At 70.7% G+C, this 24,432-nt stretch carries 21 protein-coding genes; 10 read left to right on the top strand and 11 right to left on the bottom strand.

Annotated elements, in window-relative coordinates; all coding sequences use genetic code 11:
* Positions 1–21: 21 nt before the first annotated feature.
* Entirely contained in the window at positions 22–1,500 is a 1,479-nt protein-coding gene (gene yczR, locus ACZ50K_RS09990; protein WP_468900007.1) for a MocR-like transcription factor YczR, read from the bottom strand.
* Between the two features lie 231 nt (positions 1,501–1,731).
* Between yczR and ACZ50K_RS09985 the strand changes: the two genes are divergently transcribed.
* From ACZ50K_RS09985 to ACZ50K_RS09975, 3 genes are all read left to right on the top strand, one after another.
* Positions 1,732–2,352, top strand: a complete 621-nt coding sequence (locus ACZ50K_RS09985; protein ID WP_468900004.1) for a nucleotidyltransferase family protein — start codon at positions 1,732–1,734, stop codon at positions 2,350–2,352.
* Between the two features lie 313 nt (positions 2,353–2,665).
* Positions 2,666–4,288 carry a malate synthase A gene (gene aceB / locus ACZ50K_RS09980; protein ID WP_468900001.1) on the top strand — a complete coding sequence of 541 codons (1,623 nt, stop codon included), beginning with the start codon at positions 2,666–2,668 and terminating at the stop codon, positions 4,286–4,288.
* A gap of 232 nt (positions 4,289–4,520) precedes the next feature.
* On the top strand, positions 4,521–5,738 hold the full coding sequence (locus ACZ50K_RS09975) for a GDSL-type esterase/lipase family protein (RefSeq protein WP_468899998.1): 1,218 nt from the start codon (positions 4,521–4,523) through the stop codon (positions 5,736–5,738).
* 87 nt (positions 5,739–5,825) lie between these two features.
* On the opposite strand, the gene ACZ50K_RS09970 is transcribed toward ACZ50K_RS09975, so the two are convergent.
* From ACZ50K_RS09970 to ACZ50K_RS09940, 7 genes are all read right to left on the bottom strand, one after another.
* Positions 5,826–7,253, bottom strand: a complete 1,428-nt coding sequence (locus ACZ50K_RS09970; RefSeq protein WP_468899995.1) for a nucleobase:cation symporter-2 family protein — start codon at positions 7,251–7,253, stop codon at positions 5,826–5,828.
* Between the two features lie 303 nt (positions 7,254–7,556).
* Complete coding sequence (locus ACZ50K_RS09965) at positions 7,557–8,969, bottom strand: 8-oxoguanine deaminase (protein WP_468899992.1); 1,413 nt, start codon at positions 8,967–8,969, stop codon at positions 7,557–7,559.
* Positions 8,970–9,165: 196 nt separating this feature from the next.
* Positions 9,166–10,089: a factor-independent urate hydroxylase gene (gene pucL, locus ACZ50K_RS09960; protein WP_468899989.1), complete on the bottom strand. Its 924-nt coding sequence runs from the start codon at positions 10,087–10,089 to the stop codon at positions 9,166–9,168.
* Between the two features lie 5 nt (positions 10,090–10,094).
* A complete protein-coding gene (gene uraH, locus ACZ50K_RS09955; RefSeq protein WP_468899986.1) occupies positions 10,095–10,484 on the bottom strand; it encodes a hydroxyisourate hydrolase in 390 nt (129 codons plus the stop codon).
* A 2-nt stretch (positions 10,485–10,486) separates the two neighbouring features.
* On the bottom strand, positions 10,487–10,993 hold the full coding sequence (uraD, locus tag ACZ50K_RS09950) for a 2-oxo-4-hydroxy-4-carboxy-5-ureidoimidazoline decarboxylase (RefSeq protein WP_468899983.1): 507 nt from the start codon (positions 10,991–10,993) through the stop codon (positions 10,487–10,489).
* A 154-nt stretch (positions 10,994–11,147) separates the two neighbouring features.
* On the bottom strand, positions 11,148–11,531 hold the full coding sequence (locus ACZ50K_RS09945; protein WP_468899981.1) for a helix-turn-helix domain-containing protein: 384 nt from the start codon (positions 11,529–11,531) through the stop codon (positions 11,148–11,150).
* Positions 11,528–11,779, bottom strand: a complete 252-nt coding sequence (locus ACZ50K_RS09940) for a hypothetical protein (protein WP_468899978.1) — start codon at positions 11,777–11,779, stop codon at positions 11,528–11,530. Before ACZ50K_RS09940 ends, ACZ50K_RS09945 begins: the two co-directional genes overlap by 4 nt.
* A gap of 125 nt (positions 11,780–11,904) precedes the next feature.
* Between ACZ50K_RS09940 and ACZ50K_RS09935 the strand changes: the two genes are divergently transcribed.
* The 4 genes from ACZ50K_RS09935 (at position 11,905) to ACZ50K_RS09920 (ending at position 16,493) form a co-directional block, all read left to right on the top strand.
* Entirely contained in the window at positions 11,905–12,738 is an 834-nt protein-coding gene (locus tag ACZ50K_RS09935) for a TIM barrel protein (protein ID WP_468899976.1), read from the top strand.
* Between the two features lie 69 nt (positions 12,739–12,807).
* On the top strand, positions 12,808–13,707 hold the full coding sequence (locus tag ACZ50K_RS09930; protein WP_468899973.1) for a 2-hydroxy-3-oxopropionate reductase: 900 nt from the start codon (positions 12,808–12,810) through the stop codon (positions 13,705–13,707).
* Between the two features lie 233 nt (positions 13,708–13,940).
* Positions 13,941–15,401, top strand: a complete 1,461-nt coding sequence (locus ACZ50K_RS09925; protein ID WP_468901134.1) for a catalase — start codon at positions 13,941–13,943, stop codon at positions 15,399–15,401.
* A 492-nt stretch (positions 15,402–15,893) separates the two neighbouring features.
* On the top strand, positions 15,894–16,493 hold the full coding sequence (locus tag ACZ50K_RS09920; protein ID WP_468899971.1) for a putative immunity protein: 600 nt from the start codon (positions 15,894–15,896) through the stop codon (positions 16,491–16,493).
* Between the two features lie 42 nt (positions 16,494–16,535).
* Here ACZ50K_RS09920 and gcl read toward each other — a convergent pair whose 3' ends face one another.
* Positions 16,536–18,314 carry a glyoxylate carboligase gene (gene gcl, locus ACZ50K_RS09915; RefSeq protein ID WP_468901131.1) on the bottom strand — a complete coding sequence of 593 codons (1,779 nt, stop codon included), beginning with the start codon at positions 18,312–18,314 and terminating at the stop codon, positions 16,536–16,538.
* Positions 18,315–18,560: 246 nt separating this feature from the next.
* On the opposite strand from gcl, the gene ACZ50K_RS09910 reads away from it, so the two are divergent.
* On the top strand, positions 18,561–19,307 hold the full coding sequence (locus tag ACZ50K_RS09910) for a hypothetical protein (protein WP_468899968.1): 747 nt from the start codon (positions 18,561–18,563) through the stop codon (positions 19,305–19,307).
* A gap of 87 nt (positions 19,308–19,394) precedes the next feature.
* Positions 19,395–19,886 (top strand): glutathione peroxidase, encoded by a 492-nt coding sequence (locus tag ACZ50K_RS09905; RefSeq protein WP_468899966.1) that lies wholly within the window; start codon positions 19,395–19,397, stop codon positions 19,884–19,886.
* A 76-nt stretch (positions 19,887–19,962) separates the two neighbouring features.
* Here the strand turns inward: ACZ50K_RS09905 and ACZ50K_RS09900 are convergent, their stop codons facing one another.
* Both ACZ50K_RS09900 and ACZ50K_RS09895 read right to left on the bottom strand, forming a co-directional pair.
* Positions 19,963–21,705, bottom strand: a complete 1,743-nt coding sequence (locus ACZ50K_RS09900) for an AMP-binding protein (protein WP_468899964.1) — start codon at positions 21,703–21,705, stop codon at positions 19,963–19,965.
* Between the two features lie 118 nt (positions 21,706–21,823).
* The gene (locus tag ACZ50K_RS09895) at positions 21,824–22,993 is read right to left on the bottom strand and encodes a winged helix DNA-binding domain-containing protein (RefSeq protein ID WP_468899961.1); all 1,170 of its coding nucleotides are present in this window, start codon (positions 22,991–22,993) and stop codon (positions 21,824–21,826) included.
* Positions 22,994–23,135: 142 nt separating this feature from the next.
* On the opposite strand from ACZ50K_RS09895, the gene ACZ50K_RS09890 reads away from it, so the two are divergent.
* Positions 23,136–24,350: a magnesium and cobalt transport protein CorA gene (locus ACZ50K_RS09890; RefSeq protein ID WP_468899958.1), complete on the top strand. Its 1,215-nt coding sequence runs from the start codon at positions 23,136–23,138 to the stop codon at positions 24,348–24,350.
* Positions 24,351–24,432 lie beyond the last annotated feature (82 nt).

Below are 24,432 nucleotides of genomic sequence, written 5' to 3'. Positions count from 1 at the left end.
GGGGTCCCGGCCCGGGGTCTCTCAGGCGACCCAGTACGGGCGGTCCACCGCCGGGGGCAGCGGGACCCCGTCGTGGAAGGCGGCTGCCAGCCGCCGGATCCCGGCCTCCAGCTCCTCGGCGGGCAGCGTGTAGGGGATCCGCAGCCGGTTCTCGAAGGTCCCGGGATCCACCCCGAAGCGTGCCCCGCGGCCGATGTGGATGCCCGCCGCCACGGCCCGCTCGGACAGCGCCGAGCTGACCGGTTCGCCCAGGTCCACCCAGAGCGAGAGGCCGCCCGGCGGCAGCCGCCAGGACCATTCGGGGGTGTGCCGCTCCAGGGCCTCGACCAGGGCCTGCCGGCGGGACCGGATCAGGTCGAGCCGGGCGGGCAGGCCGGCGTCCAGGCCGGCCAGCAGCGGCAGCGCCACCAGCTGGTCCAGCACCGAGCCGCTCATGTCGGCGGCGACCCGGGCGGCGGTCAGCTCGGTGACCAGCCGGGCGGTGGCCCGGATCCAGCCGACCCGCAGCCCGCCCCAGTGCGTCTTGCTCAACGAGCCGATGGTGACCACGTGGTCGGCGCTGCCGCGGGCGGCCAGCGAGGCGAGCGGGGGCGGCGGGGGCACGTCCAGCGCGATGTCGGCGATGGTCTCGTCGACCACCAGCCAGCTGCCCGTGCGGCGGGTCGCGGCGAGCAGCCGGAGCCGCTGCTCCTCGGGCATCAGCGCCCCGGTCGGGTTCTGGAAGTCGGGGATCGTGTACACCAGCCGGGGCACGGTCTGGCGGAGCGTGGACTCGGCGATCTCCATGTCCCAGCCGCCGTCGGTGACGGCGATCGGCACCGGGCGGAGCCGTGCGTGCCGCATGGCGTCCAGCGCGTTGGCGTAGGTGGGGTTCTCGGTGACCACCCGGTCCCCGGGCCGGCCGAGCAGGCCCAGGGTCAGGGCCAGCGCCTGCTGGGCCCCGGCGGTGACCAGGATCTGTTCCGGCCGGGTGGGCAGGCCGCGGCGGGTGAACCGGTCCGCGACGGCGGTCCGCAGGTCGGGCAGCCCGAACGGGTGGTAGCCGGGGCTCCGGGCGGCGCCCGGGAGCCGCTCGGCGGCCCAGGCCAGGGCCTCGGCGATGCTGCCGTCCGGGGCTCCCATGGCGGCGGTGGCCAGGTCCACCCCGGCCTCCGAGTCCCCGCCGGGGCCGAGCAGGGTGTGCGCGCCGACCGGGCGGTGGCCCTCCGGCAGCTCGGTCCAGGTGCCCGAGCCGCGCCGGCTGCGGACGTAGCCGCTCTCCCGCAGCAGGTCGTAGGCGGCGGTGACGGTGGCCCGGCTGGCGCCGACCGCCTCGGCGAGCTCGCGTTCGGCGGGCAGCCGGACGTGCAGCGAGACCCGGCCGTCGAGGATCAGGGTGCGGACGGCGTCCGCGAGGGCGCGGTAGCCGGGCCGTGCCAGCACCTCCGCGGGGAGCAGTGCGGCGAGCTGCCGGCTCCCGATGGTCCTGTCCGCCGTATGGACCACTCCAACGCCTGCCATGCCAACCTCCCCTGATTGGCTCTGCCAGCCAGGCCAATCCAGGTCCAGACTCCAGGTATTGGCCCCCGATTGGCAAGGAGTTGCCCAGATGATCACCGATCGCGACGAACGTTCCCGGCTGCTCGCCGCCGAGCACCGGATCTCCGACCCGCTGCGGCCGGGCGCCCTGCCGGCCGCGCTGCGCGGGGGGTGGACGGGGATGCTCCGTCGGCTCCGGCGACAATCGGTGTCATGCCGACCCTCCGTGAGACCCACCCCGACGGTCCGCTGATCGCCGGACTGCTGCTGGCCGCCGGTGGCGGCCGGCGGCTCGGCGGCCGCCCCAAGGCCCTGCTGCCCTACCGCGGCCGCCCGCTGGTGGAGAACGCCGTACGGGTGCTGCGGGAGGCCGGCTGCGGCCCGCTGCACGTGGTGCTGGGGGCCTCGGCCGCCGAGGTCCGCGAGCGGGCCGGGCTCGACGGCTGCGTGGTGCTGGACAACCCGGACTGGACCGAGGGCATGGGCTCCTCGCTGCGCGTCGGACTGGCCTCGCTGGCCGGGACCGGCGCCGCCGCGGCCCTGGTGTCCCTGGTGGACCAGCCGGGGATCGGCCCGGCCGCGGTGTCCCGGGTGCTGGCCGCGTACCGGTCCCCGGCGAGCCTGGCGGCCGCGGCGTACGACGGGGAGCGCGGGCACCCGGTGCTGTTCGGCGCGGACCGGTGGCCGGACATCATGGCCACCGCGACCGGCGACCGGGGCGCCCGGGTCCATCTGGGGGCGCACCGGGCGGAGCTCACCCTGGTGGAGTGCGCCGATGTGGCCGAGCCGTACGACATCGACGTACCGGCCGATCTGGCGCACCTGGAGCGCTGAGCGGAGCGGCGGTCGCGGGCCCGCTCGCGCAGGGTGGCAGACGCCGTCGCACGTGGCGTTGTGCGTGGCGTGACCGGGGTGGCACTGAGCGCCATGGCGGGCGGGTATATGTCGACTCAGAGAATCTCGACATCAACAAACCATTGAACTTCCACCATGAGGAAATTACTATCCACTGGTCAGAAGCGCCCTGAACACCAGACGGCGCCCGCGACCGTATTTGGGTACTCTCCACACTCGACGGCACTGCGTGCCGTCCTCGCGCGAGCACTCCCGCGGCCGCCAGGCACCGCCGCTGAAGGAAGTGACAGATATGTCCGCACCAGCGCCGTCATCGCCGGCCATCGTCGACGCCGAGCCCCTGCACCGGCAGGACGAGGTCCTCACCGAAGCGGCACTGGCCTTTGTGGCCGAGCTGCACCGCCGGTTCACCCCCCGCCGCGACGAGCTGCTCGCCCGCCGCGCGGAGCGGCGCGCGGAGATCGCGCGCACCTCCAGCCTCGACTTCCTCCCGGACACCGCACAGGTCCGCGAGGGAGACTGGCAGGTCGCCCCGGCCCCGGCCGCGCTGCTGGACCGCCGGGTGGAGATCACCGGCCCGACGGACCGCAAGATGACCGTGAACGCCCTCAACTCGGGCGCCAAGGTCTGGCTCGCCGACTTCGAGGACGCCTCGGCCCCCACCTGGGAGAACGTGGTCCTCGGCCAGCTCAACCTGATCGACGCCTACCAGCGGAAGATCGACTTCACCGACCCGCGCACCGGCAAGACCTACGCCCTCAAGCCGGCCGAGCAGCTGGCGACCGTGGTCATGCGCCCGCGCGGCTGGCACCTGGAGGAGCGCCACCTCCAGCTCGACGGCCGCTCGGTGCCGGGCGCCCTGGTGGACTTCGGCCTGTACTTCTTCCACAACGCCCAGCGGCTGATCGACCTCGGCAAGGGCCCCTTCTTCTACCTGCCGAAGACGGAGTCCCACCTGGAGGCGCGCCTCTGGAACGAGATCTTCGTCTTCGCCCAGGACTACGTGGGGATCCCGCAGGGCACGGTCCGCGCGACCGTCCTGATCGAGACCATCACCGCGGCCTACGAGATGGAAGAGATCCTCTTCGAACTCAAGGACCACGCGGCCGGCCTGAACGCGGGCCGCTGGGACTACCTCTTCTCCATCGTGAAGAACTTCCGTGACGGCGGCGAGAAGTTCGTCCTCCCGGACCGCAACGCGGTGACCATGACCGCCCCGTTCATGCGGGCGTACACCGAACTGCTGGTCCGCACCTGCCACAAGCGCGGCGCGCACGCCATCGGCGGCATGGCGGCCTTCATCCCGTCCCGCAAGGACGCCGAGGCCAACCGGGTCGCGTTCGAGAAGGTCAAGGCCGACAAGGACCGCGAGGCGAACGACGGCTTCGACGGCTCCTGGGTCGCCCACCCCGACCTGGTCCCGATCGCCATGGCCTCCTTCGACGCGGTGCTCGGCGACAAGCCGAACCAGAAGGACCGGCTGCGCGAGGACGTCTCGGTGGCCCCCGGCGACCTGATCGCCATCGACTCCCTGGACGCCCGCCCGACCTACGAGGGCCTGCGCAACGCCGTCCAGGTCGGCACCCGTTACATCGAGGCCTGGCTGCGCGGCCTGGGCGCGGTCGGCATCTTCGGCCTGATGGAGGACGCGGCCACCGCCGAGATCTCCCGCTCCCAGATCTGGCAGTGGATCAACGCCGGGGTGGTCTTCGAGAACGGCGAGCTCGCCACCGCGGAGCTGACCCGCAAGATCGCCGCCGAGGAACTGGCCGCGATCCGCGCCGAGATCGGCGAGGAGGCGTTCGCGGCCGGCAAGTGGCAGCAGGCCCACGACCTGCTGCTCCAGGTCTCCCTGGACGCCGACTACGCCGACTTCCTGACCCTGCCCGCGTACGACCAGCTGGTCGCCCGCTAGCCGTACCGGCCTCCCGAAGCCCCCGGTGTCCACGGGACGCCGGGGGCTTCGGCGTGCCCGCGGACCGAACGACCGATCGGTCGTTACCCCATCGTAATGTGCAGCTACCTGGCGGTAACAACCGCGGGCGTGTCACATTCCTGCCTGCCACCGGCCGGAGGTACCCCCACTTCCCCAGCCACGCACCGCAGTTGTTCCCGACACGGGCGTGGCCTACCGCAGGAGTTCCGTTGTGACCGGATTCCGCAAGGCCAGCGAAGGCACCAGGAACGGCACCCCCCACCGCACCGGACGGGCCCGCGGGCTCGCCGCCGCGCTGGTCCTCCCCCTCGCCCTCGGCGCCCTGTTCACCGCCGGCACCGGCACGGGCACCGCGGCGGCCGGCCCCGGGCAGGGCCCCACCGCCGTGGTCGCGCTGGGCGACAGCTACATCTCCGGCGAGGGCGGCCGCTGGAAGGGCAACAGCCTCACCGACAGCGGCAGCCGGAACGGCACCGACCGCGCCTGGGTGAGCGGTTCGAGCTACGACCCGTCCCGGGTGTACGGCACCACCGCCGCCAACGGCTGCCACCGTTCGGACGGTTCGGAGGTGCGCAGCGCCGGCCCGATCGCCGAGGTGGCCGTCAACCTGGCCTGTTCGGGGGCGGTCACCGACAACGTCTTCCGCGCATCGGCCGGCGGGGTCGGGCTCAAGGGCGAGGCCCCGCAGGCCGACCAGCTGGCCGCGGTCGCCGCGAGCCACCAGGTCAGGATGATCGTCCTGTCCATCGGCGGCAACGACCTCGGCTTCGCGGACATCATCGAGGACTGCGCCTACGACTTCGTGCTCTGGGGCTCCTACTGCCACGACGACCAGCAGGAGGGCGTGGACCGGCGGATCGGCGGGGTGATGGCCAAGGTGGGCAAGTCCCTGGACGAGGTCCGCGCGGTGATGCGAACGGCCGGCTACCCGGACTCCGCCTACCGGATCGTGCTCCAGTCCTACCCCTCCCCGATCCCCCGCGGGGCGGAGAACCGGCACCCGCAGAGCGACTGGAGCCGCTACGGCACCGGTGGCTGCCCCTTCTGGAACCGGGACTCCGACTGGGCCCGGGACTCCCTCGTCCCGCAGATCGCCGACCGGCTGAAGGCGGTGGCGGCGGCCAAGGGCGCCCAGTTCATGGACCTGCGGGACATGCTTCAGGGCCGGGAGGTCTGCGCGAAGGCCGCCAAGCCGGTGTCCGCCTCGGTACCGGCCTCGGGCCGGACCAGCGAATGGGCCCGCTGGATCGACAACAACGAGACCCAGGGCCTGGTCCAGGAGTCCATGCACCCCAACCACTACGGGCAGCTCGCCGCCGGCCGCTGCCTCGCCCTGGTCGCCGCCCAGCCGGCCACCGCCCCCGCCTTCGGCTGCCGCAACACCCCGGGCCAGGACCACACCGGGATGTATCTGACCGCCACCCCCTGACCGCGCGCACGCGGAAACGGCGGTGCGCACGTCACACCCGCAGTGGGTGACGTGCGCACCGCCGTACGGTTCCGGGGCGCGGCCGTGTCAGTGCACGGCCACCGGTACCGGTTCCTGGTCCGGCGTCCCGGCCGCGGCACCGCGCCGGGCGCCGAGGTGGTTGAACGCCAGGTTGAGCAGGATGGCCACCACGCAGCCGGTGCTGATCCCGGAGTCCAGGACGACCAGCAGGTCCTCGGGGAAGGCGTGGTAGAACTCCGGGGCCGCGATCGGTATCAGGCCGATGCCCACCGAGGCGGCGACGATCAGGGCGTTCTCGCCCTTCTCCAGAGCGGCCGAGGCCAGGGTCTGGATGCCGCTGGCGGCCACCGAGCCGAAGAGGACGATGCCCGCGCCGCCGAGCACCGGCAGCGGCACCAGGGCGATCACCGACGCGGCGACCGGACAGAGTCCGAGCAGGATCAGGATGCCGCCGCCCGCGGCGACCACGAAACGGCTGCGCACCTTGGTCATCGCGACCAGGCCGATGTTCTGGGCGAAGGCGCTGCACATGAACCCGTTGAACAGCGGGCTGACGGCACTGCCCAGGGCGTCGGCGCGCAGTCCGCCCTCGATGGTCCGCTCGTCGGCCGGCCGGCCGACGATCTTGCCGAGGGCCAGGATGTCCGCGGTGGACTCGGTCATGCAGACGAGCATCACGATGCACATGGAGATGATCGCGGCGACCTGGAACTGCGGGGCCCCGAAGTGGAAGGGGGTGGGGAAGCCGACCAGGTCGGCGCCCTTGAGGGCGTCGAAGCTGGTCATGTCGAGGGGTATCGCGATCAGGGTGCCCACGACCAGGCCCAGCAGGATGGAGATCTGCTGGAGGAACCCGCGCAGGAACTTCCGCATCAGCAGCACGATGGCCAGGGTGAGCGCGGCCATGCCGATGTTGCGCATCGAACCGTAGTCGGCGGCGGTGGAGTTGCCGCCCTGGGACCAGTTGAAGGCCACCGGGAGCAGCGAGAGGCCGATCAGGGTGATGACCGTGCCGGTGACCACCGGCGGGAAGAACCGGACGAGTTTCCCGAAGTACGGGGCGGCGAAGAAGCCGAGGAGTCCGGCGACGATGATCGCGCCGAAGATGACGGGGATGGCGTCGTCCCCCTCCCCCTTGCCGATGGCGATCATCGGGGTCACTCCGGCGAAGGAGACGCCGTTGACGAAGGGGAGTTTGGCGCCGATCTTCCAGAACCCGATGGTCTGGAGGAGGGTGGCGAGCCCTGCGGTGAAGAGCGAGGCGCCCATCAGGAAGGCGGTCTCGGTGGCGGAGAGACCGACGGCGGGGCCGACGATCATGGGTGGGGCCACCACGCCCGCGTACATGGCGGCCACGTGTTGGAGGCCGCTGGTGAACATCTTCAGTGGGGGCAGGGTCTCGTCGACCGGGTGCTTCCCATCGGAAGTCCCGGGTTCCCCGGATCCCTGCGGTACAGCGACTGCGTCTTTGCGAAACCTGGGCGTTGCGGCCACGGCTTCCTCCGGTCGGGTAACACGTCGGCAGGGACGTGGGTGTCTTGGAGGTGATGCGAAAGCTCTGCGAGTCGAACCGGTATGGAGTTGTGGTGAACGGGCATGGCGGTGCCGTGGCGGTGGCGCGTCACTGTTTGCGGACACCGGCGGCGAGGCCGGTGGTGGCACGAGTCACCGTCTCCCGGGGGTGCCGGCGTGAGTCCTCAAGGATTCACCGGCACCACCCGGGAGCGGCTGCCGCGGACCCCGCTCGGGTCCGCGGCCACCGGCCGGGGGCCGTCCCCCCCGGCCGGATTCCTTGAATCAGGCCTGCGCGGAGATCCGCGCGAGGCGCTGCGCTTCTTCCCGGGTGGACACCGCGATGGCGTCCTCGTCGGCGGTGAGCAGACGGTTGTTCTCGACGATCTGCCTGCCGTTGACGAACGAGGCGGTCACCGGGGCGGCCGCGCCGAAGACCAGGGCGGTGACCGGGTCGGCGATCGAGGAGTGCAGGAAGGTGTTGAGGTTCCACAGCACCAGGTCGGCGAGCTTGCCGGCCTCCAGCGAACCGATGTTGTCGGCGCGGCCGAGGACCTGGGCGCCGCCGTAGGTGCCCAGGCGCAGGGCCTGGCGGGCGTTGAGCGCGCGCTCGCGGTGCACCGGGTTCAGACGGTTGATCAGCAGCGCGTTGCGCAGCTCGGTGTGCAGCTCGCCGGACTCGTTGGAGGCGGTGCCGTCCACGCCGAGGCCGACCGGTACGCCGGCCGCCAGCATGTCCGGGACGCGGGCGATGCCGGCGGCCAGACGGGCGTTGGAGGACGGGCAGTGCGCGACACCGGTCTTGGTGCGGGCGAACGCGGCGATGTCGGAGTCGTTCATGTGGACGCTGTGCGCCATCCACACGTCCTCGCCGAGCCAGCCGGTGGACTCGAAGTAGTCGGTCGGGCCCATGCCGAACAGTTCCTTGCAGAACTGCTCTTCCTCGACGGTCTCGGAGCCGTGCGTGTGCAGGCGGACACCGAGGCGGCGGGCCAGCTCGGCGCCCTGCTTCAGCAGTTCGGTGGAGACCGAGAAGGGGGAGCAGGGGGCGACGGCGACCTGGGTCATCGAGTCGAAGGACGCGTCGTGGAACTTCTTGACGGTGGCCTCGGTGTCGGCCAGGGCGCCTTCGAGGGTCTCGACCGCGTGGTCCGGCGGCAGGCCGCCGTCCTTCTTGCTGCGGTCCATCGAACCGCGGGCGAGGGTGAAGCGGACGCCCATCTCGGAGGCGGCGCGGATGATCGAGCCGGAGAGGTCGCCGGAGTTCTTGGGGAAGACGTAGTGGTGGTCCATGGCGGTGGTGACACCGCCCTTGGCCATCGCGGCGAGGGAGCCCTGCGCGGCCGTGTACGTCATCTGCTCGTCGATGCGCGCCCAGGTCGGGTACAGCGAGACGAGCCAGTTGAAGAGGTTGTGGTCGGTGGCCAGACCACGGGTGATCCACTGGTAGAAGTGGTGGTGGGTGTTGACCAGACCGGGGGTCACGAGGTGCCCGGTGGCGTCGATCCGGCGGACCACGTTGTCGAGGTTCTCGGGGGCCCTGCCCGCACCGATGGACTCGATCCTGTTGCCGGCGATGACGACATGGCCCGAGGCGTACTCGGTGTCGTTGGCGTCGACGGTCGCGATGGCGCAGTTCTCGATGACGATGCGCTCGACCGCGCTGTCAGGGGCTGCCGATGCTGCCGATGCTGACATGGGGCTGTCCTCGTGCTTTCAGTGGCGGTACGGGCACGGCAAGGCCCAGGGAATTTGAGTACCGAAACCGGGGGCCTGGCAGCTGACAGTACTGCCGCCCCTTATGTTGCTCCGGGTGCCGAATCACGAAGTGCGGGGTGTGTTGGGCCGCGCCCCGGGGCCACTGCGGAGCCCCGGGACGCGTCTCGCACCGGGATCAGAGGTTGGTCATGTCCACGGGGATGCGCGCGTCGGCGCCGTCCCGCAGGACCGTGGCCTCGATCAGACCGTACGGGCGGTCCGCGGCGAAGTACACCTCGTTGTCGTTCTTGAGGCCGAAGGGCTCAAGGTCGACCAGGAAGTGGTGCTTGTTCGGGAGCGAGAAGCGGACCTCGTCGATCTCCGAACGGTGGTTGATGATCCGCGAACCCATCTGGTACAGGGTCTGCTGGAGCGACAGCGAGTAGGTCTCCGCGAAGGCTTCCAGCATCTGCTTGCGGGTCGCCTCGTAGGACTTCTCCCAGTTGGGCATGCGCTGCTCGTCGTCGGTCCAGTTGAACCGCCAGCGGGCCGACACCTGGGTGGCGAGGATACGGTCGTACGCCTCGTTCAGGGTCGTGTACTTGTCCTTCACGTAGCCCCAGAACTCCGAGTTGGTGGAGTTCATGACGACGAGGTCCTTGAGGCCGGAGATGACCTCCCAGTTCGTGCCGTCGTACGTGATCTGGGTGACGCGGGTCTCCTGGCCCTTGCGGACGAAGGAGTGCTTGACCTCGTCGGACCCGATGAACTTGGAGTTCGCGTCCGAGGTCGCGATCCGCTCCCAGGAGTACTCCTCGATGCGGATCCGCGCGCGGTGGATCGGCTCCTGGCTGTTGACGAACCAGCGCGCCAGGTGGATGCCGAACTGCTCGGCGGACTCGATGCCGTACTCCTTGGCGAACGCGTACACCGTGTTCTTGGTGGTGTCCGTCGGCAGGACGTTGGCGTTCGAGCCGGAGTAGTGGACGTCGTCCATGTCGCCGGAGAGGGCGACCGAGACGTTCAGGTCCTTGATGTGGTGGGTGTCGCCGTCCCGCGTGATCTTGACGACGCGGTTCTCCGCTTTGCCGTACTGGTTCTGGCCGAGAATCGTGGTCATGTCTGCTAGCTCCCTCGGTAAACGGAGTAGCCGAACGGGTTGAGCAGCAGCGGTACGTGGTAGTGCTCGCCCGGGTTGACCGCGAAGGTAATGGTCACCTCGGGAAAGAACGGACCGCTGTCCCTTACGCGGGGGGCGTCCTGCTGCGCCTCGGCTTGCTTCTTGGAAAAGTACGTCTCGGTCTCGAAGTCGAGGCGCACGTGGGTGGTGCCCTCCGGCAGGGCCGGCAGGTCCTTGCAGCGTCCGTCCGCATCGGTGGCGGAGCCGCCCAGGGCCGCCCACTCGCCGTCCAGGCCCGAACGGGCCGAGAGGGAGATGGCGACGCCCTCGGCGGGCTTGCCGATGCTGGTGTCCAGGATGTGCGTGGACACCGACGCGGTGGTGGCGGTGCTCATGGTCACTCTCCTTCTACGAGTCGGGTCAGGCGGATCTTGTTGATCTTGACGAGCTCGCCGCGGGCGATTTCCCGCTCCTGCTCCGGCGAGTTGTCGATCCGGACCTTGACCGCGTCCCGCATGAACTCACCGGTCGCACCGGTGGCGCAGATGAGGAAGACGTGACCGAACTTCTCCTGGTACGCCAGGTTCAGTTCCAGGAGCTCGTTCTTGAGCTCCTCCGAGGCGCCGGCCATGCCGCGCTGCTCGCGGGCGGAGGTCGGGTCCCCCGGCTTCGGCCGGCCGATCGGCGCGTGGCCGCCCATGGCCTCGGCCAGGTCCTCCGCGGTGAGCTCCGCCATGGCGGACTCGTTGGCGGAGAAGAGGGCCTCGGCGCCGGCGAACGGCTTCTGGGCGAGCAGCTTGCTCCCCCATGCCGAGCTGGCGCACACCTCGTGGAGCTCGGCCGCGGCCGCGCTGTCATCCAAGGCGTTGAACCGGGTGAGACCCGGGGTCGGACTCGAAGTCACGGTAGGCCTCCGTGGCCTGTTGTTGCTTAGACGGGCTGCGCATAGCTAACGCCTTCGACAACACGGCGTCAACACTTTGTTGAAACTTCCCGTACACAAAAGCCGCCGCCCGGTTGATTCGGGCGACGGCCGGTGACGTTGGGTGATTCGGGCTTCACTCCCGGCTGTTCTTCCCGGGGTTCTCGCGGTTCAGATAGTTGTAGACGGTGAACCGGCTGACGCCCAGGGCGCCGGCCACGGTCTCGACGCCGTGGCGCACGGAGAAGGCGCCGCGCGCCTCCAGTATGCGCACCACGTCCTGCTTGGACTTCCGGTCCAGCGCCGCGAGGGGCATCCCGTGGCGGCGCTCCAGGGCGGCCAGGATGTGGTCCAGCGAGTCGGACAGCTGCGGGAGCCGCACGGCCAGCAGGTCCCGCCCCTCCCAGGCCAGCACCACGTCGTCGGGCTGCGCCAGGGCCGGATCCATCAGCTCCCCGCCCATGGCGTCCACCAGCGGCTTGACCGCGGCGACGAACGGGTGGTCTCCGGGCTCGGTCATCGGCCGTCCTCCGTGATCACGTTGACCTGGAGGGAGACCCGGGTGGCACCGGCCCCCAGGGCATCGCGCAGCAGCGCGGCCACGGCGCCCAGCAGCTCCTCGGCCTCCCCCTCGGCGGTGTTGCCGAAGGGGCCGACGTCCACCGCGTCCAGCTGGGCCTTCTGGATGACCTCGCGAGCGGCCACGGCATGGGCAGGTGCCTCTTCGAGGTCGAAGGGCTCGGTCGTGAACTCCACTCTCAATCGCACGCGGTCAAGCTACCCCGCGGTCACCTTTTTCCGGCAGTCCGTACTTGACATCCGGGACAGGACCCATGCAGTCTTCCATCAAGCAGAAACTAACTTCCGCAATACGGAAGGAGCGCATACCCCTCATGGGATACACGGACCAGCGCTTCGATGTGAACCTTTCGATCCTCTTCACGGAACTCCCGCTCCTGGAGCGCCCCGCGGCCGCGGCCGCGGCGGGCTTCACCGCGGTCGAGCTGTGGTGGCCCTGGATCGAGACCCCCACTCCCGCCCAGGCGGAGCTGGACGCCCTCAAGAAGGCTCTTGAGGACGCCGGCACCCAGCTGGTGGGCCTGAACTTCTACGCCGGCCAGCTCCCCGGCCCGGACCGCGGCGCGGTCTCGGTGCCCGGCGAGGAGTCCGACCGCTTCCGCGCCAACATCGACCTCGCGGCGGACTTCGCCGCCTCGGTCGGCTGCAAGGCGCTGAACGCCCTCTACGGCAACCGGGTCGAGGGCGTGGACCCCGCCGTCCAGGACGAGCTCGCCCTGGAGAACCTGGTCATCGCGGCCCGCGCCGCCGACCGGGTCGGTGCGATCCTGCTGATCGAGACGCTGAACAAGCCCGAGTCTCCGCTCTACCCGCTGGTGAGCGCGCCTGCCGCGATCGAGATCGTGGACAAGGTGAACGAGGCGACCGGTCTCGGGAACGCCAAGTTCCTGCTCGACCTGTACCACCTGGCGATGAACGATGAGGACCTCTCCGAGGTCATCGAAAAGTACGCCGCCAAGACCGGCCACGTCCAGATCGCGGACAAGCCGGGCCGGGGTGCCCCGGGCACCGGCGAGCTGCCGCTGGAGGACCTCCTCGACCAGCTCTCCAAGGCCGGCTACCAGGGCTTTGTCGGTCTGGAGTACAAGGCCGCCGACGCGGCCGCGTCCTTCTCCTGGCTGCCCGCGGAAGCCCGCGCCGCCCAGTAGTCGGACGAAGTCCGGGCTTTCCGCCAGGCACCCTCGTCACTTTTCGTACATAGCTTTAAGGACCTCATCATGAGCAACCCCACTGCGCTCCCGTCGATTGCCTGGATCGGTCTCGGCATCATGGGCTCCCCCATGGCCGAGAACCTCCTGAAGGCCGGCTACTCGGTCACCGGCTTCACCCTGGAGCAGGACAAGCTGGAGCGCCTGGCCAACGCCGGCGGCACCGCGGCCGGCTCGATCGCCGAGGCCGTCAAGGACGCCGACGTGGTCATCACGATGGTGCCCGCCTCCCCGCAGGTCGAGGCCATCAACTACGGCCCCGAGGGCATCCTGGAGAACGCCAAGTCCGGCGCGCTCATCATCGACATGTCGTCGATCACCCCGCAGACCTCCATCGACCTGGCGAAGAACGCCGCCGAGAAGGGCATCCGCGTCATCGACGCCCCGGTGTCCGGCGGCGAGGCCGGCGCCATCGAGGCGGTACTGTCGATCATGGTCGGCGGCGAGCAGGCCGACTTCGACTCGGCGCTCCCGATCCTGGAAGCGCTGGGCAAGACCATCGTCCTGTGCGGTCCGCACGGCTCCGGCCAGACCGTCAAGGCCGCCAACCAGCTCATCGTCGCGGTGAACATCCAGGCCTGCGCCGAGGCCGTCGTCTTCCTCGAGAAGTCCGGCGTGAACCTCCAGGCCGCCCTGGACGTCCTCAACGGCGGTCTGGCCGGCTCCACGGTCCTGACCCGCAAGAAGGACAACTTCCTGAACCGCGACTTCAAGCCCGGTTTCCGGATCGACCTGCACCACAAGGACATGGGCATCGTCACCGACGCCGCCCGCAACGTCGGTGCGGCCCTCCCGGTCGGCGCGGTCGTCGCCCAGCTGGTCGCCTCGCTGCGCGCCCAGGGTGACGGCGGCCTGGACCACTCGGCCCTGCTCCGTGCCGTCGAGCGCCTATCCGGCGCCCAGCTCTGAGCTGAGCCCCCTCCCCCTCCCGCGGCACGTCCCGCCGCGCCGAGAGGGACCTGAGTTTCCGGATGGTGCCGGTGCTGACACCTGTCCTGTCGCGCCCAAGCGCCGGCACCGTCCGGATCACCTCTCTTCATCTTTCTTCAACAAACTGTTGACGTCACGTTCGAGCCGAAATTAGGCTCATCCGCATGACGGAAGACGTTTTCCGTCAGCAGGTTCCCGTACGGAAGGTCACCATGTCGAAGCGCGTGCTTACGACCGAGTCAGGCGCTCCGGTCGCCGACAACCAGAACTCCGCCACCGCCGGCGTCGGTGGCCCGCTCCTGATCCAGGACCAGCAGCTCATCGAGAAGCTGGCCCGGTTCAACCGCGAGCGCATCCCGGAGCGTGTGGTGCACGCCCGCGGCTCCGCGGCGTACGGCTACTTCGAGGTGACCGACGACGTCACCGCCTACACCTCGGCGAAGTTCCTGGGCGAGGTCGGCAAGAAGACCGAGACCTTCCTGCGGTTCTCCACCGTCGCCGACTCCCTCGGCGGTGCGGACGCGGTGCGTGACCCCCGCGGTTTCGCGCTGAAGTTCTACACCGAGGACGGCAACTACGACCTCGTGGGCAACAACACCCCGGTGTTCTTCATCAAGGACCCGATCAAGTTCCCCGACTTCATCCACTCCCAGAAGCGCGACCCCTTCACGGGCAAGCAGGAGCCGGACAACGTCTGGGACTTCTGGGCGCACGCCCCCGAGGCCACCCACCAGATCACCTGGCTGATGGGCGACCGCGGCATCCCGGCCTCCTACCGCCACATGAACGGCTACGGCTCCCACACCTACCAGTGGACCAACGCCCAGGGTGAGGCCTTCTTCGTCAAGTACCACTTCAAGACGAACCAGGGCATCCGCTCGCTGTCCTCGGAGCAGGCCGCCGAGATCGCGGGCAAGGACGGCAACTCGCACCAGACCGACCTGCTGCAGGCGATCGAGCGCGGTGTGAACCCGAGCTGGACCCTCTACGTCCAGATCATGCCGGCCGCCGAGGCCGCGGACTACCGCTTCAACCCGTTCGACCTCACCAAGGTGTGGCCGCACAGCGACTACCCGCTGCAGCGCGTGGGCCGTCTGGTCCTCGACCGCAACCCGGACAACGTCTTCGCCGAGGTCGAGCAGTCCGCCTTCTCCCCGAACAACTTCGTCCCGGGCATCACCGCCTCGCCGGACAAGATGCTCCAGGGCCGCCTCTTCGCCTACGCGGACGCCCAGCGCTACCGCCTCGGTGTGAACCACACCCTGCTGCCGGTGAACGCCCCCAAGGCGACCACCGCCCAGAACTACGGCCGCGACGGCGTCATGGCGCTGCGCAACGGCTCGCGCCACGACAAGAACTACGAGCCCAACTCGTACCAGGGTCCGGCCGAGACCGGTCTCGCCCTGGGCGCCCCGAAGGCCGTCACCGGCTACACGGGCACCCACGAGGCGCCGGCCCACACCAAGGACGACGACTTCTTCCAGGCCGGCGAGCTGTTCCGCCTGATGTCCGAGGACGAGAAGCAGCGTCTGGTGGCGAACATCGCCGGCGGCCTGTCCCAGGTCACCCTGGAGCACGTCATCGAAAAGAACCTGGCTCACTTCCACGCCGCTGACGCCGACTACGGCAAGCGCGTCGAGGCGGCCGTCCGCGCCCTGCGCGACGAGCTGTAGGAGCCGCAAGAACGCGCCGGGGGTCTGACGGGAGGTCAGGCCCCGGGCGCCAGCCCGCTGCCGCGGACCCGGATGAGGGGTGGTCAACGGCAGGGGGCAGGACGAGGACCGCGGTGGTGTCGAGCCAGTGCGGTGGTAAAGGCCCAGCGGCCCGTCTCTTGACCTGAGGGAGACGAAGCCAAGGTGTCCTGTCGCCACCACCGCGGTCCCAGCCACTCCTCTTGTACAGGGGCCACGCACAGATGCCCCTGCGGACGAGGAGGAACCCCTGAGGAACCTCGGGAACCCGGGAACCTCGGGAACCTCCCCACAAGTCCCGCCCGGCGGTAGCGAACGTCCTGTCGCGCCAGCCTCGCCCCGTCGGGCGGTCATACGTACAGCACAAGGCTCCAGAGGGTTCCACGAACCAGAGCGCCGAGTCACGGACGGTCCCGTGACTCGGCGCTTTGCTGTGTCCGGAGGCCCGCCCGGGCCCCGTGGGAGGATCGGGACATGGCGAGCGGCACCGGGGACTTCGAACTGACCGTGGACGAACTACGGGTCGTGGCCCGGTACGCCCTGGAGAGCGCCGAGGAGGTCCTGCCGGTGTTCGAGGCGGCCGTCCCGGACGATCCCCGGCCGCGTGCGGCCGTCGAGGCGGCCCGGGCGTTCGCGGACGGCGCCCGGCGGACCCGCCTCCAGCGCGTCACCTCCCTGGACGCCCACCGGGCCGCCAAGGAGGCCCCCACGGAAGCCGCGGTGCTCGCCGCACGGGCGGCCGGGGACGCCGCGGCCGCGGCCTATCTCCACCCCATCGCCCGGGGCACCCAGGTGGGGCACATCCTGCGGGCCGCGGCGAACGCCGCCCGCATCGGCGAACTCGGGGCGGACGGCGACCCGGACGTCGGGTTGCGGCTGGTCCGGGAGGCCCGGCTGCGCGCCGGCCCGGTGCTCGTGGACGTACTGAGGAGGTATCCGCCGGCCCCGGCCGGCCGGAGCCGTACCGCGCAGCTCATGACCGCCCTGGACACCGCCCTGCGCGCGCCCGCAGCCGGCAGGAACGACGAAGCGGCCCCCGCCCCTCCCGGAGGAGGTGCGGGGGCCGCTGGGTGAAGCGGGTGACGCGGGTGGTGCGGGTGGTGCGGGTGGTGCCGATCAGACCTTGAGGGACTTGATGGCGGTCGGGGCGTGGCCCGGCTCGGTCGCGAGCTCCTCGAACTCGGTGACGTCGCTCATGTCGACCGTCTTGCTCATCGCGATGTTGGTGATGCGCTCCAGGATGGCCTCGACGACGACCGGGACCTGGTGCTCCTGGGCCCACTTCTTGGCCGTCTCGAAGGCCTCGCCCAGCTTGTCCGGGTCGGTGACGCGGATGGCCTTGACGCCCAGGCCCTCGGCGACCTTGACGTGGTCCACGCCGTAGACGCCCAGCTCGGGGGTGTTGATGTTCTCGAATTCGAGGTTGACCTCGAAGTTGATGCCCAGACCGCCCTGCGCCTGACGGATCAGGCCCAGGTAGGCGTTGTTCACGAGGACGTGGACGTAGGGGACCTTGTGCTGGGCGGCGACCGCCAGCTCCTCGATCATGAACTGGAAGTCGTAGTCGCCGGACAGCGCGACGATCGGGGTCTCCGGCTCCGCGGTGGCGGCACCGATGGCGGCCGGGATGGTCCAGCCGAGCGGGCCGGCCTGGCCGCAGTTGATCCAGTGGCGCGGCTTGTAGACGTGCAGGAACTGCGCGGCCGCGATCTGGGAGAGGCCGATGGTGGTGACGTAGCGGGTCTCCGGGCCGAAGGCCTTGTTCATCTCCTCGTAGACGCGCTGCGGCTTGAGGGGGATGTTGTCGAAGTGCGTACGGCGCTGCAGGCTGGCCTTGCGGTCCTGCGAGGAGGCCGCCCAGGCGGAGAAGTCCGGGAGCTTGCCCTCGGCCTTGAGCTCCTTGGCGATCTCGATGAAGAGCTCCAGCGCGGCCTTGGCGTCGGAGGCGATGCCGAAGTCCGGGGCGAAGATCTTGCCGAGCTGGGTGGGCTCGATGTCCACGTGGACGAACTTGCGGCCCTTGGTGTAGGCGTCCAGGTTGTAACCGGTGTGACGGTTGGCCCAGCGGTTGCCGATGCCGAACACGAAGTCCGATTCCAGGAAGGTCGCGTTACCGTAGCGGTGGGCGGTCTGCACACCGACCATGCCGGCGGCCAGCTCGTGGTCGTCGGGGATGACACCCCAGCCCATCAGGGTGGAGATGACCGGGACACCGGTCAGCTCGGCGAACTCGACCAGCAGGTCGGAGGCGTCGGCGTTGATGATGCCGCCACCGGCGACGATCAGCGGGCGCTCGGACTCCAGCAGGAACTTGATGGCCTTCTCGGCCTGGGCGCGGGTGGCCTTCGGCTGGTAGACCGGCAGCGGCTCGTAGGTCTCCGGGTCGAACTCGATCTCGGTCAGCTGGACGTCGATCGGGAGGTCGATCAGGACCGGGCCCGGACGGCCGGAGCGCATCAGGTGGAAGGCCTGCTGGAAGACGCCGGGGACCTGGGCGGCCTCCAGGACGGTGGTCGCGGCCTTGGTGACCGGCTTGGCGATCGAGGCGATGTCGACGGCCTGGAAGTCTTCCTTGTGGAGCTTGGAGACCGGGGCCTGGCCGGTGATGCACAGGATCGGGATGGAGTCCGCGATCGCCGAGTACAGGCCGGTGATCATGTCGGTGCCGGCCGGGCCGGAGGTGCCGATGCAGACACCGATGTTGCCCGCCTTGGCGCGGGTGTAGCCCTCGGCCATGTGCGAGGCGCCTTCGACGTGGCGGGCCAGCGTGTGGGCGATGCCGCCCACGTTCTTGAGCTCGCGGTAGAAGGGGTTGATCGCAGCACCGGGGACACCGAACGCTTGTGCGACACCCTCGCGCTTGAGGATCTCCACTGCAGCGGCGGCGGCTGTCATACGAGGCATCGTGTCTCCCTGCGGGTCAGGCTGTTTTCCGTAATCCGGAAGTTTTGTTCTGCTATACGGAACAAGCTAAAGGGTCAACTTCACCGGCGTCAAGGCGCTGCCCTGCCGTGAAACCTCCAAAAGCCCGTGTTTCGCCCGGTGAGTTGCACAAAAGGCCGCGGAGTCTCCCCGGACGGTGGCGCGTGGTGGACCATGGACCTACACACAGCGACAACCGGGCGGCGGGGGTACGAGGTCATGGCGGAAGCGGTCCCGGTGCGATGCCCGGCATGCCTGCGGGAGAACGGCTACACCCCTCCGGTCTTCCCCTGCGCCTGCGGCAGTCCGGTGGTGCCGCCCCTGGACCTCACCCGGGCCGCGGTGCCGCTGACCCACCGCACCTGGACGGAGGGCTGGGTGCTGGTGCGCTGCGGCAACTGCGGGCGGGAGAGCGAGTGGCCGCACCCGGAACTGGGCTGCGGGGCCTGCGGCACCGTGGTACTGGTCCCGGTCCACCCGGTCCGGGACGAGGACACCGACGGGCCCGACACCGCCCCCGCGGCGTCGCCGTCGGCCTCCGCGCGGACGGCGGAGCCGCCCGTCACCCCCGGACAGCGGCCCGCCTTCCGGCCGATGACCATCCGGACCGCCCGGGACGCGGTGGCCACGGCCGCCCTCTATCTGCGCTGGCTGGGCTTCCGCGACGTACGGCAGCCCGACGCCACCCGGCCGCTGCCCTCGGCGGCGGTGGACCTGCGCGCCCCGGGACTGGTCGCCCAGGTCGACCCGACCACCGCCCCGGCCGGACTGCGGGCGGTGGAATGCGTCTGGCTGAACGGCCTGACCGCCTCCGCCACCAGCGTCTACTTCGCCCTGGCCGGGTACACGCCGGAAGCCCGGGTGCGCGCCGACGAGCTGGGCATCCCGCTGTTCGTGATGGACCTGACGGGCATGCCGCAGCCGCTCAACGACCCGGCGGACGAGCTGCTGGGCAACGGGCCCTGACCGGACGGGCCCTCGGGTGGCCACGGAATCTCCCGGAGGCACCCCTTACCCTCTGAGGGCCCAACCCGCATGGCGAGGAGTGACCTCATGAGCGACCTGTACGACATTCCGCTGACCACCCTGGACGACGAGCCGACCAGCCTGGCCCCCTTCAAGGGGAAGGCGATCCTGCTGGTGAACACCGCCTCGCAGTGCGGGCTCACCCCCCAGTACTCCGGGCTGGCACGACTCCAGTTCACGTACGCGGAGCGCGGGTTCACGGTGATCGGCGTTCCCTGCGACCAGTTCGGCGGGCAGGAGCCCGGAACCGCCGAGGACATCCAGACCTTCTGCGCGGCCGGCTTCGGGGTGACCTTCCCGCTGCTGGAGAAGTCCGAGGTCAACGGCGAGAACCGGCACCCGCTCTACCGGGAGCTGGTGAAGACCCCGGACCCGGAGGGCGAGGCCGGCGACGTCCGCTGGAACTTCGAGAAGTTCCTGATCTCGCCGGCCGGCGAGGTGGTGGGCCGGTTCCGGCCGCGCACCGAGCCGGAGTCCCCCGAGATGATCGCCGCGATCGAGGCGGTCCTGCCGGGCTGACGGCCTGGCGGGCTGACGGCCTGGCGGCCCGGCCGAGGGCCCCGGCCGGCCGGGTCCGCGGGCCCGGCGGGCCCGGCTACTCCGTGTACTCCGCCGGGGCCCCCAGCGCGGTCCGCTCCCGGAGCTCGACCCGGCGGATCTTGCCCGAGACCGTCTTCGGCAGCTCGGCGAACTCGATCCGCCGGATCCGCTTGTACGGGGAGAGCACCGCGCGGGAGTGCTCGAACAGCAGCCGGGCCGTCTCCGGCCCGGGCTCCCAGCCCGCGGCGAGGGTGACGTACGCCTTGGGCACCGCCAGCCGCAGCGGATCCGGGGCGGGAACCACCGCCGCCTCGGCCACCGCCTCGTGCTCCAGCAGGGCGCTCTCCAGCTCGAACGGGGAGATCTTGTAGTCGGAGGCCTTGAACACGTCGTCGGCCCGGCCGACATAGGTGAGGTAGCCGTCCGCGTCCCGGGAGGCGATGTCACCGGTGTGGTAGACCCCGCCGGCCATCGCCTCGGCGGTCCGCTCCGGATCGCCCGCGTAGCCCGTGGTCACCCCGGCGGGGCGGTCGGCGAGGTCCACGCAGATCTCCCCCTCGTCCGCGGACTCCTTGCCGGTGACCGGATCCACCAGCACGATCCGGTAGCCGGGCGCGGGCAGCCCCATGGAGCCCGGCTTCACCGGCCGGCCCGGGAAATTGCCCACCTGGAGGGTGGTCTCGGTCTGCCCGAAACCGTCCCGGACGGTCACCCCCCACGCCTCCCGGACCTTCTCGATCACCTCGGGGTTCAGCGGCTCCCCGGCCGCGACGGCCTCCCGGGGCGGGCGCCGCAGCCGGCCGAGATCGGACTGGATCAGCATCCGCCACACCGTGGGCGGGGCGCAGAACGTGGTCACCGCCCGCCGGTCCATGGCCGCCATCAGGCGCTCGGCGTCGAAGCGGGCGTAGTTGAGGACGTACACGCAGGCCCCCGCGTTCCACGGGGCGAACAGGTTGGACCAGGCGTGCTTGGCCCAGCCGGGGGAGGCGATGTTGAGGTGCATGTCGCCGGGGCGGAGGCCCAGCCAGTACAGGGTGGACAGATGCCCGACCGGGTACGAGGCGTGGGTGTGCTCGACCAGCTTGGGGCGGGCGGTGGTCCCGGAGGTGAAGTAGAGCATCAGCGGATCGGCGGCCCGGGTCGGACCGTCGGGCCGGAAGAGGGCGGAGGCGGTGGGGGCGGCGGTGCCGGTGGCGGTGCTGGTGCCGGTGGCGTCGGGGGTGTCCGCGTCGGTGAGCCGCAGCCAGCCCGCGGGGACCTCCGCTCCGGCCGCGATCCGGGTGTAGTCGCCGGGCACCCCGTCGAACTTCCCGCAGTCCTCGGCGCGGGCCACCACATGGCGCGCCCGGCCGCGCTCGACCCGGTCGCGCAGATCGGGGGTGCCGAGCAGCGGGGTGGCCGGGATGACCACGGCCCGCAGCTTGATCGCGGCGAGCATCACCACCCACAGCTCCACCTGGTTCCCGAGCATCACCAGCACCCGGTCGCCGGCGGCGACGCCCCGCTCCCGGAGCCAGCTCGCGGTGGCGGAGGAACGGGCGGACAGCTCCTCGTACGTATGGGTCCGTCCGGTGCCGTCCTCCTCGTCGATGCACAGGGCCGGGGCGGAGTTCCCGGCGGCGAGCGGGTCGAACCAGTCGAGCGCCCAGTTGAAGGGGTCGGGGCGGGGCCAGACGAAGTCCCGGTAGGCGGTCGGGTGGTCCTCGCGGTGCTCCAGGAGGAAGTCCCGGGCGGCCCGGAAGAGTCCGGCGGGGGAAGAGGGGTCCAGCGCGCCGTCGTGTGTCATGGCAGGCATCGTGCCGCGCCACCGCCACCACCCGCCAGTACGCCGCGGCCGCCACCGGCCACGATCAGCCGCCTGACGCGGGACGGCCGTCCGAGGCGGGACGGCCGTCCGAGGCGGGACGGCCGTCCTACGCGGTGCGGCCGTCCGAGGCGGGGCGGTCGAACACCGGCCCGAACCGCACCGAGGGCCGGTCGGCCGAGGTCATCCCGGCGAGCAGCCGCTCCCCCTCCGCGACGATCTCCTCACGCGCCCCCGCAGCCGTAGCACCCGGCTCGGTGTCGAACAGTTCCACGGTCAGCACGGCACCGTCCCGGTCCGGGCCGGTCCCCTCCTCCAGCCGCCACAGCCCGGCCAGGAACCCGTCCACGAGCAGCGTGCAGTAGGCCTGGTTCCCCTTCCAGCTCCGCCCCTTGAGGTCGGCCGGCACCACCCGCGTGCGGTCCGCGTGCGAGAGCAGCAGGTTGTCGAACTCGGGGAGGAAGCGCGGCGGGGCCGGGGTGTCGGCGTCCGGGCGCGGGGCCTCGGGCAGGTCGAAGAGCTCCACCCCCGCCTCGTCGCGGAAGGTGAGCAGTTCGGGGCGCAGCCGCTCGAAGGACTCGCGCAGCCGGGTGAGGCCGGCCCAGGTCTGCATGTCCTTCACCGAGGCGGGCCCGAAGGCGCGCAGGTAGCGGCGTACGGTCTGGTCCATCGAGGCGGCCTCGCCGGACGGCTGGCCGACCCACTCCTCCAGCCGGGCCAGCCGGACCTGCCCGCTGCGGCCCCAGACCCCGCGCGGGGTCACCTGCACCAGCGGGAGCCGGCAGCGCGCGGCCACCGACAGGGCCATCGGGTCGGCGTCGGGCCACTCCTTGAGCAGGGCGTCGCGGAGCTCGGCCATGGTGCGCGGTTCGGCGTCGACCAGGTCGCGGGCGAGGGCCGTGAGCCGGTCCAGGTCCACCCCGACCAGCCCCTTGCGGAACATCGCCACCTCCCGGTCCCGGGCCGGCTGCACGAGCGGGCGGAGGGTGAGGGCGTCCTCGGTGGTGTGGGTGTGGATGGTGGACCGCATGGTCACCATCCGGACCACCTCGCGGGACTCCATCAGCGCCGACAGCCGCTCGGGCCGGAACCCGGCGAGCCGGGCGTGCAGCTGGAAGTAGGGCGGCCGGACGTTCTGCGCCTGGAGCCCCAGCAGCAGCGTGACCGCGTCCCCGGCCGAGAGCTCGGCGCGCTCCAGCAGCAGCTGCCGGGCGAGGGTGGCACGGTTGAGGGCGCGGGCATCGAGTACGGGATGCGTCGTGGAGCTCTTGGAAGCCATGGCTGCAACCTAACGCGCCTCGCGGACAGGTACTGTCCTCAACCTTGACCGAATTCCGCCCGCATATCCTGCAATATGTCCGAACCAAACCGAATCCATCGTCACCATCCGCGAGCGCGATCCACACCCCTGGGGACCCACCATGTCGGACCACCGCGACGGCGACCGCGACCGCGACGACCACCCCGGCCCCCCTGACCGCGACCAGCGGGGCCGCCGCAACCGCGCGGGCAGGTCCGGCGACTCACCGTCCCCCGACCCGGGAACCCCGAAACACGCGGGCTGGCGCCGTCCGACCACCGCCCCCGCCCCTCCCCCGAAGCCGGCGGCCGGACACCGCAGCGTGGTGGACTCCGCCGTCTACCGCGACGGCCACCGGATCGCCTCCCCCCTCACCCTGGCCGAGACCTTCCGCCAGCTGCGCGAACAGCCCGACGGCATGGCCTGGATCGGCCTGCACCGCCCCACCGAGGAGGAACTCCACTCCCTGGCAGCCGAGTTCAACCTCCACCCGCTCTCCATCGAGGACGCCCTGGAAGCCCACCAGCGCCCCAAACTGGAGCGCTACGGCGACACCCTCTTCGTGGTCCTGCGGGCCGCCCGCTACCTGGACGCGGCGGAGGAGGTCGACTTCGGCGAACTCCACCTCTTCGTCGGCCCCGACTTCGTCATCACGGTCCGCCACGGCGCCGCCCCGGACCTCACCGCGGTCCGCCGCCGCATGGAGAAGACCCCGGAACTCCTCTCCCTCGGCCCCGAGGCCGTCCTCTACGCGATCCTGGACGCGGTGGTCGACGGCTACGCCCCGGTCGTCGCCGGCGTCCAGAACGACATGGACGAGATCGAGACCGAGGTCTTCCGCGGCGACCCGGCGGTCTCCCGCCGCATCTACGAACTCTCCCGCGAAATGGTCGAGTTCCAACGCGCCACCCGCCCCCTGGTCGGCATGCTGCACGCCCTGATGGCCGGCTTCGCCAAATACCGCACGGACGAGGAACTCCAGCGCTACCTCCGCGACGTGGCCGACCACGTCACCCACACCAGCGAACGCGTGGACGGCTTCCGCCAGGCCCTCACCGACATCCTCACCGTCAACGCCACCCTGGTCTCCCAACAACAGAACGCCGAAATGCGAGCCCTGGCCGAAGCCGGCTTCGAACAGAACGAGGAGATCAAGAAGATCTCCTCCTGGGCCGCCATCCTCTTCGCCCCCACCCTGGTCGGCACCATCTACGGCATGAACTTCCAGGACATGCCCGAACTCCAATGGGCCGCCGGCTACCCCTTCGCCATCCTCCTGATGGCCGTGGTCTGCGTCAGCCTGTACCTCGTCTTCAAGAAGCGCGACTGGCTGTAGCCATGGCGGAGTCGCCGCCTGCTCCCAGTCTTCGCCGCCGCCAACGGTCCATGGCGGGGCGTGGAAGCCCCGTACGATTGCG

The sequence above is a fragment of the Streptomyces sp. NPDC033845 genome, assembly GCF_055576225.1.
Note: the sequence above shows the minus strand (reverse complement) of the source record. Positions and strands in the feature narration are given on the sequence as shown.